This is a genomic window from Mesorhizobium sp. USDA 4775, assembly GCF_054062655.1.
In genome coordinates, this window is the sequence record NZ_JBSSFM010000001.1 from 4,993,664 (window position 1) to 5,008,213 (window position 14,550).

13 protein-coding genes are annotated in these 14,550 nt (G+C 62.4%); 4 read left to right on the top strand and 9 right to left on the bottom strand.

Annotated features, from left to right (window positions below):
* Nucleotides 1–608: 608 nt before the first annotated feature.
* The 5 genes from ACVILI_RS24360 to ACVILI_RS24380 form a co-directional block, all read right to left on the bottom strand.
* Nucleotides 609–1,478, bottom strand: coding sequence for an ABC transporter permease (locus ACVILI_RS24360; protein WP_038647883.1), 870 nt, complete (start codon nucleotides 1,476–1,478; stop codon nucleotides 609–611).
* A gap of 67 nt (nucleotides 1,479–1,545) precedes the next feature.
* Nucleotides 1,546–2,607: an ABC transporter substrate-binding protein gene (locus ACVILI_RS24365; protein WP_038647885.1), complete on the bottom strand. Its 1,062-nt coding sequence runs from the start codon at nucleotides 2,605–2,607 to the stop codon at nucleotides 1,546–1,548.
* A 39-nt stretch (nucleotides 2,608–2,646) separates the two neighbouring features.
* A complete protein-coding gene (locus ACVILI_RS24370) occupies nucleotides 2,647–3,624 on the bottom strand; it encodes a PfkB family carbohydrate kinase (protein WP_457102634.1) in 978 nt (325 codons plus the stop codon).
* Nucleotides 3,621–4,649, bottom strand: a complete 1,029-nt coding sequence (locus tag ACVILI_RS24375; RefSeq protein ID WP_038647887.1) for an ADP-ribosylglycohydrolase family protein — start codon at nucleotides 4,647–4,649, stop codon at nucleotides 3,621–3,623. The genes ACVILI_RS24370 and ACVILI_RS24375 overlap by 4 nt, the downstream gene beginning before the upstream one ends.
* A gap of 3 nt (nucleotides 4,650–4,652) precedes the next feature.
* A complete protein-coding gene (locus ACVILI_RS24380) occupies nucleotides 4,653–5,378 on the bottom strand; it encodes a GntR family transcriptional regulator (protein ID WP_038647889.1) in 726 nt (241 codons plus the stop codon).
* Nucleotides 5,379–5,516: 138 nt separating this feature from the next.
* Between ACVILI_RS24380 and ACVILI_RS24385 the strand changes: the two genes are divergently transcribed.
* From ACVILI_RS24385 to ACVILI_RS24395, 3 genes are all read left to right on the top strand, one after another.
* Nucleotides 5,517–5,774 (top strand): hypothetical protein, encoded by a 258-nt coding sequence (locus ACVILI_RS24385; protein WP_019859265.1) that lies wholly within the window; start codon nucleotides 5,517–5,519, stop codon nucleotides 5,772–5,774.
* 136 nt (nucleotides 5,775–5,910) lie between these two features.
* Nucleotides 5,911–6,198: a hypothetical protein gene (locus ACVILI_RS24390; protein ID WP_038647891.1), complete on the top strand. Its 288-nt coding sequence runs from the start codon at nucleotides 5,911–5,913 to the stop codon at nucleotides 6,196–6,198.
* A 183-nt stretch (nucleotides 6,199–6,381) separates the two neighbouring features.
* On the top strand, nucleotides 6,382–7,452 hold the full coding sequence (locus ACVILI_RS24395) for a sensor histidine kinase (RefSeq protein ID WP_019859268.1): 1,071 nt from the start codon (nucleotides 6,382–6,384) through the stop codon (nucleotides 7,450–7,452).
* Between the two features lie 6 nt (nucleotides 7,453–7,458).
* Here ACVILI_RS24395 and ACVILI_RS24400 read toward each other — a convergent pair whose 3' ends face one another.
* The 4 genes from ACVILI_RS24400 to ACVILI_RS24415 all read right to left on the bottom strand — a co-directional run bounded on the left by ACVILI_RS24400 (nucleotide 7,459) and on the right by ACVILI_RS24415 (nucleotide 10,610).
* Nucleotides 7,459–7,944 carry a pyridoxamine 5'-phosphate oxidase family protein gene (locus ACVILI_RS24400; protein ID WP_038647893.1) on the bottom strand — a complete coding sequence of 162 codons (486 nt, stop codon included), beginning with the start codon at nucleotides 7,942–7,944 and terminating at the stop codon, nucleotides 7,459–7,461.
* A 440-nt stretch (nucleotides 7,945–8,384) separates the two neighbouring features.
* Nucleotides 8,385–8,549, bottom strand: a complete 165-nt coding sequence (locus ACVILI_RS24405) for a DUF3309 family protein (protein WP_064983672.1) — start codon at nucleotides 8,547–8,549, stop codon at nucleotides 8,385–8,387.
* A gap of 256 nt (nucleotides 8,550–8,805) precedes the next feature.
* Entirely contained in the window at nucleotides 8,806–9,444 is a 639-nt protein-coding gene (locus tag ACVILI_RS24410) for a hypothetical protein (RefSeq protein WP_051726834.1), read from the bottom strand.
* A gap of 515 nt (nucleotides 9,445–9,959) precedes the next feature.
* On the bottom strand, nucleotides 9,960–10,610 hold the full coding sequence (locus tag ACVILI_RS24415; protein WP_457102635.1) for a methyltransferase family protein: 651 nt from the start codon (nucleotides 10,608–10,610) through the stop codon (nucleotides 9,960–9,962).
* A gap of 325 nt (nucleotides 10,611–10,935) precedes the next feature.
* On the opposite strand from ACVILI_RS24415, the gene ACVILI_RS24420 reads away from it, so the two are divergent.
* The gene (locus ACVILI_RS24420) at nucleotides 10,936–14,436 is read left to right on the top strand and encodes a tetratricopeptide repeat protein (RefSeq protein WP_038647895.1); all 3,501 of its coding nucleotides are present in this window, start codon (nucleotides 10,936–10,938) and stop codon (nucleotides 14,434–14,436) included.
* Nucleotides 14,437–14,550: the final 114 nt, after the last annotated feature.

Here is a 14,550-nt window from a genome sequence, read left to right on the forward strand (position 1 = left end):
TGGTCGAACGACACCGCAAAGGCAAACAGACCGCCGGCGATGACGCCCGGCATGATCCAGGGCAGCGTGACGCGCATTGTCACCTGCCATTGATTGGCGCCCGAGCGAGCGCGCCGCCTCTTCCAGTTCCGGCGCGAAAGTCTGCAGCCGCGCCGAGACGACGACGATGACATAGGGCAGCGCCAAGGCGACATGGCCGAGCAGGATGGCGAACAGGCCGCGCCCGATGCCGACGCCGAAGAAGAAGATCAGCATCGCCGTGCCGGTGATCAGCCACGGAATGGCGATCGGCGGAAACAGCAGCGCCTGCAGCACCTTCTTGCCGCGAAATTCGTAGCGGTAGAGCGCCAGCGACGCCGCCGAGCCGAGCACCACGCTGATCAGCGTGGTGATGATTGCGATCTCGAGGCTGTTCCAGGTGGCCGCGATCAGCTGGTCGTTCTGCCACAGCGAGGCGTACCATTCGGTCGTCCACTCGAACGGCAATTGGTAGAAGGGTGAGACGTTGAACGACATCAGCGCCATGATGATGATGGGCAGATAGAGGAAGGCGAGCAGCAGGAAGATGTAGAGGCGGCCAAGTCCTTCGAGGATTCGGGTGGTCGCCATCACGCAGCCCTCCGCAGCACCGGCGAGGCGATCGCCAGAATGACCAGCACGACGGCGAGCAGGATGAAGGACAGTGCCGCTCCCAGTGGCCAATTGAAGACGGCGACGAACTGGTCCTCGATGACCGTGCCGTAGAAAGTACCGGTGCGGCCGCCGAGGATGCGCGGCTCCATGAACGAGCCCACGACGGGGACAAAGATGAGCGCGGCACCGGCCACCAGTCCCGGCATCGACAGCGGGATGATCACCCGTTTCAGCACCTGCAGCCGCGAGGCGCCGAGCGAGCGCCCGGCCTCGATCAGCGAGTCGTCGATCGCCTGCAAGGTGAGATAACAGGTCAGCACCATGTAGGGCACGTAGGAGTGCACCAGCCCGATGATGACGGCCGGATAGGAATACATCAGATCGATGTTGATCTTGAACGGCAGCACGGCATTGAGCGTCGTATCGAGGATGCCACCTTCGCGCAAAACCATCGCCCAGGAGAAGATGCGCACCAGCCCGTTCGACCAGAACGGCAGGATGACGAGCAGGAAGATCGCTTCACGACTGCGCCCCTTCAGCACCTTGGCCAGCACGTAAGCGGCGGGATAGCCGATGACGATGCACCACAGGGTCACTTCGAGGCCGAGGCGCAGCGAGGCGAGCAGCAGCGTGAGATAAAGGCTCTGCGAGAAGAAGGCGGCATAATTGCCAAGCGTGAAGGCCCAGGGCTTTCCCGACAGCGGCAGGTCGGTCATGAAGGAGAAGAAAACCATGGCCGACAGCGGCAGGAAGATCGCCACCGTCAGCCAGAGATAGGCCGGCGCCAGCAGCGGCAGAGCCGATCTCAACCCGCTGCGCGATGCGGTCGCGCTTTGTGCTGCCATGCCACCCTCCTCCCCAGGATTGAAAGCACCAGCCGGCGCGAGCCGTCGGCTGGTCCGGACGTGCGTTTTATTTCACGTCGACCTTGAGCTGCTGCCAGAGCGCCAGATAGGCCTCGCGCTGGGCATCGGTGATCGGCGCCTGGAACTGGATGCGCTTGGCGACCTCTGGATCGCCCATCACCTTGCGGTTGAAGGCATCCGCGGGCAGTGCTTCCACTGCCTTGGTGTTGGCCGAGACAGGGGCGCCGACCTTGGTGACCCATTCGACATAGAATTTCGGGTCGATCATCCAGTTGATGAAGGCCTGCGCGCCTTCGACATTCTTGGAGCCGACCGGAATGGAGAAGGCATCCAGCCAGGCGACAGCACCTTCCCTTGGAATGACCAGCGAAACCGGCAGCTTGAAGTGCGTCTTGGCACGGTCGGCCGAGCCGCTCCAATAGGTGCCGATGTCGATCTGGTTGGAGGCGACCATCTGGTTCCAGTCGTTCTCCGAGCTCCAGAAGGTCTTGATCTGCGGCATCAGCGAGGTGAGCTTCGTCTTGACCGCATCCATATCCTTGATGTCGTTGATGTTCTGGCCGGTGGCGATAGCGCCGAACTGCACCGCCTCGACGGCGTCGTCGCGAATGACGACGCGGCCCTTGTGCTTGGGATCCCACATTTCGGCGATCGACGTCGGCGGCTTGTCGAAGGATTTTTCATTGATGGCGAGCGCCGTCAGGCCCCACACCCATGGCACGCCATAGACCTTGCCGTCATGGTCGAGCATCGGCGAACCGGCCTTGTCCTTGCTGATGTCGGCATAGTTCGGCAGTTTCGAGGTATCGATCGGCTGGATCAGCTTTTCCGCCATCGCCTGGTCGTTGAAGGCGGCGTTGATCATGACCACATCGTAGAGGCCGGGATTGGTCCGGATCTTGGTCAGCATTTCCTGTTCGGAGTTGAAGAAGTCGTTGACGACCTTGTTGCCGGTCGCCTTCTCGAAGGCGGCGACCGCCCAGGGTTCGTCGGCGCCGTAGCCTTTCCAGTTGAGCACATGCACTTCGGCGGCACTGGCGGCCAGCGTGAGTGCGGTGGTGAAGACGGCGGTCGCCGTCAAGAGAGCAGTCAGTCTTGGCATGCGCATGTTGGTTCCTCTCTTTGTTTGCCCGCTTAGCGGGGCTTGTCAGGCTGTCTGATGGGCCTTCTGGTTCTGGCCCGGCGCGCCGGTCGCGGCGGCCTGGCTCAGGAAAGTCTGGATTTCCTCATCGGTCGGCGCCGATGAGCCGCCATGGCGTGTCACCGAAATGGCGGCTGCCGCATTGGCGTAGCGCGCCGCCTGGAAGGGCGGCACACCACGCGCCAGCGCACTGACGAAAGCGCCGATATGGCTGTCGCCGGCGCCGTTGGTGTCGACCGCCGTGACCTTGAAGCCGGCAATGGTCTGCGCCGTGCCGTTGGCCAGCCTGACATGGCAGCCCTTGGCGGCCGAACGGATGACGACACCGGCGGCCCGGGGGCAATAGTCGGCAAGCAGCCGCGCCGCCAGGCTCTCGACATCACCTGGGCCGGCAATCTCGGCCGCCTCCGTCGCGTTGCAGCTCAGCCATGTGGTGCGGGAAAGCACGCGCGACAGGATGGGACGCGGAATGTCTGAAATGACCGGCGTTGGGTCGAAGACGAACGGCGTTTGCGCAGGCAGCGCCTCGATCCAATCGGTGAGCGCGCCGCGGCTGCCGGGATAACTCAGCGTATAGCCCGAGGTGAACGCCCAATCACCGGGCGCCACCGATACCGGCGCCATCATGTCGAGGGTGAGAATGCTCTCCGCACCAGGCCAGGAGACGAAGGTGCGCTCGGCATCGCTCGAGATCATGGCGACGCAATTGCCGCTGTCCATATGCGGCGATGGCGGCGTCAGCGTCTCGATGCCTTCGGCGGCGAAGGCGGAGCGCAGGAAGTCGCCGTTCGGCCCGCTGCCGAGTTGCCCACCGAACACCACCGTCATGCCGGTGCGGCTGGCCGCGACCATCATGTTGAAGCCGCCGCCGGCGACCCGGGCAAAGCTCGATGCCGTCTTCTCCGTGCCCGGCGCCGGCAAGGCGTCGATGCGGTAGACATAGTCGACCACCGCGCTGCCGATATGGACGAGGCGCCTACTCATGCCGCCGCATCCTTGCCGATCTTCGCCACCCTTGCCGCCACGAGATCGGCGGCAAGCGCGCGCACCTCGGACATGTCGATGCCGACAAGCCGGGCAATATGCTGCTGCGGCAACCGCGAAAAGCCGGTGCAGGCGCCGGCCATGCCGGCCGCGATGGCGCCGATCGTGTCGGTGTCGCCGCCGAGATTGGCGCTGATGACTGCCGCTTGCCAGGGATCGCCGCCGGCGACTTCCAGCACGGCGAAGGCGGCCGGAACCGATTCCTGGCTGGCGACGCCGGTGCCGACCAGGTCGGTGATCAGCCGGATTGCATCCCCCGCCACCTTGCCGCGCACCAGATCCTGCGCCCAGACGATACGCGCGGCGATGTCGCCGCCGGTCACCCAATGGCCAAGCGTCGCCCCTCGCCTCGCCGCCGCGACGGCACTGTCGGATGCGGCGCGCGAGTCGCCGCCGGAAACACCGCGGCTGACGGCGGCCGCAACCGCTGCGGCCGACGCTATGGCGATCGAGGTGTTGTGCGTGGCGCGGCAGGTCTCGGCCACCTTGGCGACGAATGCGTCGAGCGGCTCCAGCGGCATCATGATGCCGACCGGCGCGATGCGCATGGCCGCCCCATTGGTGTCGCCACTGCGCCCCGCTTCCTCGGCCGGCACGCCATTGTTGATGGCATCGATGGCGCGCTTGGTCGACGGCCCCAAAAGATCGTAGCTGCCACGCGCCTTGACCTCGCGCTCCCAGTCGAGCAGCGCGTTGACCCAGCGTGCATGATCGAAACGGTCGCCTGACTCGACGAGAATGCGGCCGAGCAGCAGCGCCTGTTCCGTATCGTCGGTGATGGTGCCGGCCAACAATCCCTTCGACACCGGATGATCGGCGAAGGGCGCTACGAAATCGTCGACATGACCGTAGAGCTCGGCAATGCGGGCCGGCGACAGGAGCTGCGTCGGCATGCCGAGCGCGTCTCCCAGCGCCCCGCCGACAAGCGCGCCCATGGCACGATCGAGAATGGTGTTATCCGCCATCGCTCAGAACCTCATATGCAGCGCGAAATGCGCCGGATTGAGCAGGCTGGTGACATATTCGATCGGCCGGTCATCGGCCGCGCGCGTCAGCCTGCGGCCGCGCAGGAACGGCGTGCCTTGCGGGCAGCCCAGGATCGCCGCATCCTCGGCATTGAGCATCTCGATGCCGACCCATTCCTCGCCATGGTCGGGGATGAGGCCGGCATCGCGCAGCGTCTGGTGCAGCGAGCCTTCGCGCAGGCCGCGCAGCGGCACATCCTCAAGCTCCGGCGATAGCGGCAGGCGGCTGCGCTCGATGGAAATCGCGTGGCCGTCGCTGGCATTGGTGCGCACACGGTCGACGGCGATGAAGAACGGGCTTTCGATCTCCAGCAAGGCGGCGAGATCGGCGTCTTCGATGACCTCCAGCCGCAGCGTCCTCGTCTCGGCATTGGCGCCGGCATTGGCCAGCGCCCGCGACCAACCGATGGCGTCGTCGACCGGCTTGCCGTCAAAGGTGACGAAGGAGCCGATGCCGACCTTGGTGGTGATCAGCCCGCGGCTGGACAGTTCCTCGAGGCCCTTGCGGACCGTATTGCGGCTGACGGAGAAGCGCTGGACGAGTTCGTTTTCGCTTTGCAGGCGGTCGCCGAAGCCGAGCACGCCGGAGCGGATTTCATGCTCCAGAACGGTCGCGATCTGCTCGGGCTTGCCCGTGCCGGGAGACAATTGAACCGCGCGCCGCTTCATATGCATACCTGTTCAGTGAACCTGTATAGTCCTGTTCAATACATGGCTGTAAACCTCCTGTCAATGCGATGCCGAGACAGGTCAAACAGACCGCCCTTGTTCCCGGTAGTGTGGTAGGTTCCAGGTCGAAGGAGCAACATGTCCCAATCAACAGAGCATAAGAATCCTAAGCTGATCGTCGTGGCCGCATTCGACCGCGGCGAGGACGGTGAATTGTTTCCAGCCTTCGGCCCTGCCGACCAGCAGAGCGAAGACCGCGCCATACGCACCGCCCGAGCTCTGGCGGCAAAACATGTCGGCGTCATCGCCTGGAGCCGCGATGCCGACCCGACACTTGGCGACTACGGCCCGCCGACCACGCTGTTTGTTAGCGGCGACGTGCCCGACATGGAGTAGGGGCGACGCCCCTCTGTAGGCTCGGTAAAATAAAATCTGGTTTTAATATTTACCGATAGAGAGGAACTGTTTTCTCTCGATACCGTTTACTTGCAGGTCGTTTATTCCAATGACCTCGATAGAGAGGAATTTCCAGATGAACTTCAAGATGCTGACCATGGGCGCGATGGCGCTTGCAATGATGACCGGCTCGGCGCTCGCCGCCACCCACACCTCCGCGCTGGACGATCCGGCAAAGATGGCGCCCTTCTACACAGACTCCGGCATGAAAACCATGAAGTCCGAGAAGGAGTTCAAGGCAGCCTGGATGGCTATGAAGGACGAAGACCGCACCTCGATGACGAAGGATTGCGGCGACAGTGTCATCGGCAAGTCGCACGACAATTTCTGCAAGATGACCAAGCAACTCGGCGGCGCGAACTGACGCACCGCGATTGGGCGCAGGCCCGATTGACCATTTGGATAAGGCGGGCCCAGTGCCCGTCTTTTCCTTTCGGCGATACGCCCGCGACGCAGCCGCTGGCGGATTCAATTCGCGACAACGGTCCTGCAAAGGTGTAGCTTCAATCCTTGGAGCGGCAGGACGCCGCTCGTCTGGCTTTTGCCCATGTTTCAACCCATTGCGAATATCGAGGATGCGCAAACGCTGGCGCAGGCGATCGTCAACACGATCACCGAGCCATTCCTGGTGCTTGACGAGCGGTTTCGTGTGCTGGCCGCCAGCCGCTCCTTCTACAAGACATTCGAGGTCGACCCCGCACAGACGCAAGGTACGCTGCTCTACGCCCTTGGCGACGGTCAGTGGGACATTCCCGCGCTTCGCGTGCTTCTGGAGACGATCATTCCCGAGAAGACCGCCATGGACGGTTTCGAGGTCGAGCATGATTTCCCGCGGATCGGCCGCCGCACCATGCTGCTTAACGCCCGCAAGGTGCTTTACGACCACAGTCCGGCCGTCACCATCCTTCTTGCCTTCAATGACATCACCGCCCGCCGTGTCATCGAGCGCGAAAAGGAAGAGCTGCTGCGCCGCACCGAGGATCTGCTCCGGCAGAAGGACATGCTGCTGCGCGAAATGGAGCACCGGGTTGCCAACAGCCTGCAGATCATCGCCAGCATCCTGTTGCTGAAGGCGCGCTCTGTCACGTCGGAGGAGACACGCCAACACCTCAAGGACGCCCATCAGCGCGTGCTGTCCGTGGCCGAGGTGCAGCGCCATCTCCACACCTCGGTCGGCGTCGACGAGATCGATGTTGGCTCCTACCTTTCGAAGCTGTGCGGAAGCCTCGCCACTTCGATGGTTGGCGAGGCCCAGCCGATCGAAGTCACCGTAACGACCGAAGGCGGCAGGATGGACTCGCAAAAGGCAGTCAGCCTCGGACTGATCGTCACCGAACTGGTGCTCAACGCCATCAAATATGCCTTCCCCAAGGAAAAGGACGGCGCTCGGATCCAGGTGAGCTACGAGACCGCCGGCAGTGACTGGAAACTGACGGTTTCGGACAATGGCGTCGGCAAGATCGCTAACGACGTCCCGGCCACCGGCCTTGGAACAGCCATCGTGGAGGCGCTGGTGAAACAGCTCGAGGCCAAGGTGGAAGTCATCGGCGACAACGACGGCACCAGCGTCTCGGTCACCCGGGCAACGTTCACCTCACGGGTGCCGCGCGCGGCGTAAGAACCGTTACCACGAGGCCTGCCTTCCCGACAGCGCCTCGATCCTGATCTGATAAAAGAGATGGCTGCCCGAGGGCGCCAGGGCATCGCCGGGCTTCAGTGCTCCCGGCTCCCACCAATTCGCATGCGTGGCAAGAAGCGACCAGGCAAGCTGGCGGTCGCCATCGACGGGAGTGGTCATCCTTTCGGCGCTCGTCAAGCCGGCATCCGGATCAGGCGCTTTGGGCAATTCCTCGAACACGCCTTCCACCACGACGCTCCTCCAGCCATCGACACCCCCGACATCGTCGACCTGAAGGCAGACATGGGGGTTGGTCCGCATCCAGTCGACTTTCCGGCCGGGAAGCGAGAAACTGAAAATGGAACTCTCGCCGAAGGCGAAATGGACCGGCACCACATAGGGTTTATGGTCACGCACGCAGGCCAGGCGACCAAGGCGTTGCGCCTTCAAAAGGGCGACGCAATCCTGTCGCGTCATCTCCTTGATGTTCATCCAATCCTTCTTCCTGTTCAGGCCGCGCGATCGATGTGGCGTATCACCTTGATAGCCTCTGCTTTCGCGATGCCGATCAGCGCGTCTATGCTGTGGAGGTCTCGATATGGCCGCGAGCCGCCACAGGACGTGAAGATCATCGCGAGTTTCGCAGAGTGTCGTTCTGAGCGTTGCGGGCCTAACGCAAACTCAACTGTCTCGACGCCAGCCGGTTCCCACGGCTTCAACGCAAAAGCCCGCTCCGGGATACCGGGGCGGGCCTTGGAGGAGGATGAAGGGGTGGGACCCTCTCCTCTTGTTTCCACGGGGGGTGTGGACCGAAATCACCATACGCGAGTCCCGCGGAATTTCGGATCACAAGCCGGCTTGCTTGCATCACAATCCGGTGCGCCTCGGCCCCGGCGCGGTCACGAGATTGCGATCATCCTGCTAGCAGGCAGCTAGATGCGCCCCAGCACGACAAGGATGATGATGATAAGCAAGACAAGCCCGAGCCCGCCGCCGCCGTAGTAGCCCGTTCCATAGAACGGCCCGCCGCCGAGCCCGCTGAAGCCGCCAAGCAGCGCAATGACAAGAATGATGATGAGTATCGTGCCTAAGCTCATTTTTCCCGCTCCCTTGGGCGCTGATGCGCCGGTTTGAGCACCGCCTGATACGGTGTTTCGAAGACGAGAACGCTCGAGCCGCCTTACCGTTCCGCCCCCAATGTCCACCGGCGAACGAAAGGACCCGATCGTCCCGATAGATACAGGGTCGGAATTGAAAGGCCCGATACGCAGGAAGCCCGCCTGAATGGCGGGCTTCCGACCGGCCGGAAGCCAGGGCGCCAAGCCTCACGGCCCATCCCTGGCAGCATTGGCTTCAGCGACGGGCGATCAACAGGCAAAGCTGACGCAGGTCGCGATCATAGGTGCCTTCGCTGCCGAGCACGTCGACACAGCGCTTCTTCATGCGCGCAACCTGGCTGCTGGACATCTGCGCCACGACACCCGGCAGGCTCGGATGGCTGGGATTGCTGGGATTGCTGGGGTTCGAGGGATTGCTGGGATTGGTTCCGCCACCAATACCCAAGCCGACGCCGACGCCGCTGGTGCCACCGACATTGGCGCCGAGGCCGGCGGTGACGCCGCCAGCGCCACCGACATTAGTGCCCAGCCCGGCGGTGACGCCGCCCGTGCCGCCAACATTGGCACCCGCTCCGGCATTGATGCCGTTGCTGCCCCCGACGGAAGCACCGAGCCCGGCACTGGCGCCGTTAGAGCCGCCGACATTGGCACCGGCCCCGGCATTGATGCCACCGCCGCCGCCGACAGAAGCGCCGACGCCGGCGTTGACGCCACCGCTACCACCAACCGAGGCGCCGACGCCGGCATTGATACCGCCACTGCCGCCCACCGAGGCGCCGACGCCGAGCCCCGCCGCACTTGCGGGCATGGAAAGGACGAAGACCATTGCACTACCCGCCAACACATTGGCGACTGTCTTGATGGTGAAAGCCATAACACTCTCCTGTTGTCGTTGCCCTATGACAGCCGGCGCACAGCCGACTGCACATTCAGCTACGCCGCAGGTGAGATTCAGTTTCATTCGGCGCATACTTACGCAGATGATGGTATTTATTGATGAAATGCATATATTATAAGAGTGATAAAACTATAATACATATGTAAAAAATATTCCAAATCGAGAACGATAATCGTCGATATACCTTTATCGCGCGGAAAGAAAATCGATTCATATTGCTGACGCCTAGCGCATATCGTGACGATTGGACATCGGCCACGATGGCTGTGCTCGCAGAACCCAGCGGGCGGTGTTGGAAAACCAGGCCGTCAACAGGCTTGAGGCAGTTCCAGGAACCGGTTTTCGCGGGAAAGGCGCGTAGCGCTTCCCTTGGGAACTTTCCAAAAACAACGAGATGGGCAGATTGGCGTTTCTGAGAAACGGCGAACAACTATTAACATACGCGGCAGGCCACAAGCCAAACTCCACTCCGGCCTTTCGACAGTCTGCCCTCAGAATAGGCGGTAGAACAGCCTGTAGCGCACACGTTCCATGTAAGCGCGATACTCCGGCTCGGCGGCCAGCAGAGCCTCCTCGCGCAGGATACGATACAGCTGCATGTAGGTGATGACCGCATAGACCGCGAGGTTGTGGAAGGAGAAGGCCGACAGCAGATAGAGCACATGGCCGGCAAGGTAGCCGGCATAGATCGGGTGCCGCACAATCCGGTAGGCACCGCCCGTCATCACGCCGCGATTGGCAGGCAGGATGGCAAAGGAACGGCCAAGCGATATCTTGCCCCAGATGACAAACAACAGCGCAACGAACTGCAGCGGCGCGGCGAAATAGACCGGAACAAGCGCTATGCCGGGCTGGAGGCTGATCAGCGCAACCCCGAAACTGGCGGTCACGGAGACGATGACCGTAAGCGGATTCCAATCACGCGTCACCGGACGCCGCGACAGAAGCAGCCAGGTGAACGTGAGTATCTCGGAAATCGCCACCAGCGCGGCGTTGAGCCGGGTCGGGTCCTCCACGAGCTGGGACACGCCGCGATAGACGAACAGCCCCGCGCAGGCCAGGGCACAGAGGCGAAAGAAGCCTTCGCGCAGGTCGACCAGTATGTCACGCCTTCGCGCGGCGGAGAAAAATCCCGCCCTCATTACTATGCGAAAACGCTTCACTTTTTGACGTGAGCAACGCAAACACCCCGCTGATCCCTCGAAGGGACCATTGCACGCAACCATTGCCGGGCGGTTAACCGGGAAGATCGGATCGGCATCAAATCGGGTTCGCGTCAGGCGCGAGATCAGGTTCAGGCAGTGTCGGCGCGGGCCTACAATTTATGCTTGCATTTTTGGAACAAATAAGGAACAATACATGGATTAACCGCTGAGGCGGACCAAGGTTTTTCGGGGGAGGACCAGCAATATGACGAGCTGGAAAGGTGTGGGATTGTCCGCAGCCGCGATCGGATTGCGTGTGCCGATGAAGCTTTCGCCCAGCCGGCTATTGGCTGGGCTTGCTGTCGTTCTTGCGCTGAACGTATCGGCGCTCGCGGCAGAGAAGGATTATGCTACCTGCATCGGCAAGGACATCGAGCCGGACAAGCGCATCGCCGCCTGCACCCCGATTGCCAAGGACACCACGGAGGTGACGCGCATCCGCGTCGTGGCCTACTTCTATCGAGGCGTCGCCTGGGACGACAGGCAGGATCAAGATCGGGCGATCGCGGACTACAGTGAGGCGATTGCGCTCGATCCAAAACAGGCCTCGCCATACATCAACCGCGGAGCCGATTGGTACGACAAGGGAGACAACGACCGGGCTATCGCGGATTTCAACGCCGCCATCAGCCTGGAGCCGTCGTCCAGCGATGCTTATTCCAGCCGCGGCGCTGCCTTCCTGCGCAAAGGCAAGACCGACGCGGCCATTCTCGATTTTCAGCAGGCGATCGAGGCCGATCCCAGCAACGGCAAGGCGCATGCCGGCCTCGGGATCGCCTGGGACAGGAAGAATGACCTGGTGCGCGCCGTCGCCGAATATGACGAGGCGATCCGCATCGATCCGCAGGACGCGATCGTCTACATCAACCGCGGCATTGCCCGCGCCGCCAAGGGTGAATTCGATCCCGCCATCGCCGATTATGACGTGGCGCTGGGCCTCGATCCCAAGAACGCCGACGCCTATGCCAACCGCGGTGCCGCCTGGCTTGGCAAGAACGATTGGATTCGCGCGATTTCCGACACCAGCAAGGCAATCGAACTCGATGCCGCTGGTATCGACGGTTATTATTACCGAGCCGTCGCGTGGGCAAGCAAGGGCAACAACGATCGCGCCATAGCCGATTTCGACAGAGCGATCGCTCTTGATGCAAACTATGCCAGGGCCTATTTCGGTCGCTCCCTGGTGCGCACCCGCAGCGGCGACGCCACCGGCGCTGCCGCCGATTGCCGAAAGGCCATCGAGCTCGATCCGAAAAAGGCAGGTGGCTGCGACACAGGGCCGGTGGGCGCGAAGGCGCCGGCTGTGCCACAGACACCCAAGCCTGCCGCGTCCCCGGTTTACGAGCCGCTGCAACTATACCCCAAAGAGGATCATTCCGAACTCGTTGCCTGGAATCTCAAACGGGGGCTGCAGCAGCAGGTGCAAGGCGACGTCGGAGGCGCGGTAGACTCATTCAGCTTTGCGATCCAGCTGGATCCTTACAACGCCGAGGCCTTTTACGACCGGGCGCTTGCCGAGGCATCCCAGGGAAATTACACCATTGCCGCCACGGACTGCCGGCGCGCCATCGAACTCGACCCGAAGCGCGCAGGCTCTTGCAGCGAACACGCCCCAGGCGAAATAGCTCCGTCGGTTGCCACAGGGAAGGACCCGGCAGCCGCAAAAATCCTGCTCGAGCGCGCCGAGGCGCGGCTCGCAAAATATGGCATCGAAGGCGCACTTCTCGACCTCGACAAGGCGATCAACCTGGATCCCGAGAGCGCCGAAGCGTATTTCAGCCGGGCCGGTGCCAGGACACTGAAGGGCGATATGGTCGGTGCAGCGGCGGATTGCCGTCGCGCCGCCGAACTCGATCCAAAATGGACGGGAGGCTGCAGTGAACAGGTTGCGGGTAACCACAGCAAACCGCCACCATTGCCGGACACCCGACAGCCGACGCCGCGAGCCGTCGTTGCCGATGTAACGGCCACGCAGGACACGCTGGCCGCGAAGGCCCTGGAGGCGAACGACCCGCGGGCCCTGGAAGCGATCCTTGGCGGCGATGCCTTCCTGGACATGGGCAAGTACGATCAGGCCATCGGCGCCTACAACCACGCGATCGCGCTCGACCCGGACAACCGGTTCGCCTATTTCGGCCGCGGCAAGGCCTGGGCTGCCAAACGCGCCTACCAGCAGGCGATCGCCGACTACGGCCAGGCCATCGAACGCGCCCCCAATTTTGCCGCGGCGCATTTTCGCCGAGGCCTCGCTAAGATCACCCTTGGGGACATCGATGGTGCTCTCGCCGATTGCGACCGAGCCGCCGCGCTCGATCCAAAGGCGCGCGACGCATTTTACTGCAAAGGCATGGCTCAGCATGCCAAGGGCGACGCAGGAAGCGCAATCGCTGCTTATTCGGTGGCGATCGGGATCGATCCGAAGGATGATGCCAGCTATTACGGGCGCGGCATGGCGTGGGCCGACGGCAAGGACTATTCGAAGGCGATTGACGACTTCGATCAAGCCATAAAGCTCAGCCCTAGCAATCCAGACTATACGGTTGCGCGCAAAGCGACGGTGGCTGCGCTGGCAGAGGGTGGCGCCGCGCCGGACGCCGTAGGCCCGGCCCCAAAGGACCTCAAGGCTTTCATCGACCGCGGCGACGCCTTCTACGACAAAGGCAAATTCGATCGCGCCATCGCCGAATACAGCAAGGCGATTGCGCTCGATCCAAGAAAGGCCTCGACCTATGTCGGCCGCGGTCTGTCGTTTGTCGAGAAGGGCATGTACGACGCAGCCATCACCGACTTCGGCGAGGTGATCAAACTCTATCCCGGCCATTCAGACGCCTACATCGGCCGCGCCGTCGCGTGGACAAACAAGAACGAACTGGATCGTGCCATCGCCGACTACAGCCGCGTGATCGAACTCAACCCGCAATATGCGCCGGCTTATTTTGCACGTGGCACTGTCTGGTTCACCAAGGGCGACTACGACCCGGCGATTGCCGACCTGGACCAAGCGCTGAAGCTCGATCCAAAGATGGCCCTCGCCCGCAAGGGTCGCGAATTGGCGATGCTTGCAAGGGACGAAGCCAACGCATCGAACATGCCGGGCCAAGCCGTTGGCCGGGCTGGCGAGCAAGCGACCAGGCCGAGTTGGACTTCGCTGGCCGCACAGACCTTCAACAAGGGTCGAGCGCTGTATGGCAAGGACGACTATGACGGCGCCATAGCCCTGTATGGCAAGGCGATTTCATTCTTTCCTGCATTCCACGACGCCTATCTAGCCCGAGCAGTGGCCTGGGAGGCCAAGAGCGATTACGCGCATGCGGTCGCCGATTACAGCCAGGCGATTACGCTCAATCCGAATTTTGCCGAGACCTATTACGACCGCGGCCAGAACCTCGGTTTCCAAGGCGATTACGACGGGGCGCTCGCGGACTACAACAAGGCCATCAGTCTCAACACCTCGGACGCAAGGGTCTATGCCGATCGGGGACTCATATGGATGGGCAGGCATGAGGACGTCGCTGCGTTGCGCGATTTCGAAAAGGCACTCAGCCTCGATCACGGAAACCCCTTTGCTTATTTGGGCCGAGGCGTGATCCGGACCAGCAGGGCGGACTATGACGGCGCCATCGCCGATTTGAGCCACGCGATAAAGCTCCAACCGGATTTCGCCACCGCCTACAACGCGCGAAGCCAGGCGTGGGAAGCCAAGGGCAACCACAAGCGCGCCGAGGCCGACCGCAAGAAGGCGCTGACCCTTGGCGCGAAGTAAGGTTCGAGAACGCTGCCAGATGACGCGTTGAAAAGCTTTGAACGATGGGAAGCTTTCACGCCAACCGAGCGCCTTTGGCTAGCCAGCCATTCCCTCGAGGCGCGAAAGGCAGAC

What these genes read in the sequence shown, in the direction of transcription:
- ACVILI_RS24360 (WP_038647883.1), bottom strand. Translation starts at nt 1,478, where the DNA reads ATGGCAGCACAAAGCGCGACCGCATCGCGCAGCGGGTTGAGATCGGCT.
- ACVILI_RS24365 (WP_038647885.1), bottom strand. Translation starts at nt 2,607, where the DNA reads ATGCGCATGCCAAGACTGACTGCTCTCTTGACGGCGACCGCCGTCTTC.
- ACVILI_RS24370 (WP_457102634.1), bottom strand. Translation starts at nt 3,624, where the DNA reads ATGAGTAGGCGCCTCGTCCATATCGGCAGCGCGGTGGTCGACTATGTC.
- ACVILI_RS24375 (WP_038647887.1), bottom strand. Translation starts at nt 4,649, where the DNA reads ATGGCGGATAACACCATTCTCGATCGTGCCATGGGCGCGCTTGTCGGC.
- ACVILI_RS24380 (WP_038647889.1), bottom strand. Translation starts at nt 5,378, where the DNA reads ATGAAGCGGCGCGCGGTTCAATTGTCTCCCGGCACGGGCAAGCCCGAG.
- ACVILI_RS24385 (WP_019859265.1), top strand. Translation starts at nt 5,517, where the DNA reads ATGTCCCAATCAACAGAGCATAAGAATCCTAAGCTGATCGTCGTGGCC.
- ACVILI_RS24390 (WP_038647891.1), top strand. Translation starts at nt 5,911, where the DNA reads ATGAACTTCAAGATGCTGACCATGGGCGCGATGGCGCTTGCAATGATG.
- ACVILI_RS24395 (WP_019859268.1), top strand. Translation starts at nt 6,382, where the DNA reads ATGTTTCAACCCATTGCGAATATCGAGGATGCGCAAACGCTGGCGCAG.
- ACVILI_RS24400 (WP_038647893.1), bottom strand. Translation starts at nt 7,944, where the DNA reads ATGAACATCAAGGAGATGACGCGACAGGATTGCGTCGCCCTTTTGAAG.
- ACVILI_RS24405 (WP_064983672.1), bottom strand. Translation starts at nt 8,549, where the DNA reads ATGAGCTTAGGCACGATACTCATCATCATTCTTGTCATTGCGCTGCTT.
- ACVILI_RS24410 (WP_051726834.1), bottom strand. Translation starts at nt 9,444, where the DNA reads ATGGCTTTCACCATCAAGACAGTCGCCAATGTGTTGGCGGGTAGTGCA.
- ACVILI_RS24415 (WP_457102635.1), bottom strand. Translation starts at nt 10,610, where the DNA reads ATGAGGGCGGGATTTTTCTCCGCCGCGCGAAGGCGTGACATACTGGTC.
- ACVILI_RS24420 (WP_038647895.1), top strand. Translation starts at nt 10,936, where the DNA reads ATGAAGCTTTCGCCCAGCCGGCTATTGGCTGGGCTTGCTGTCGTTCTT.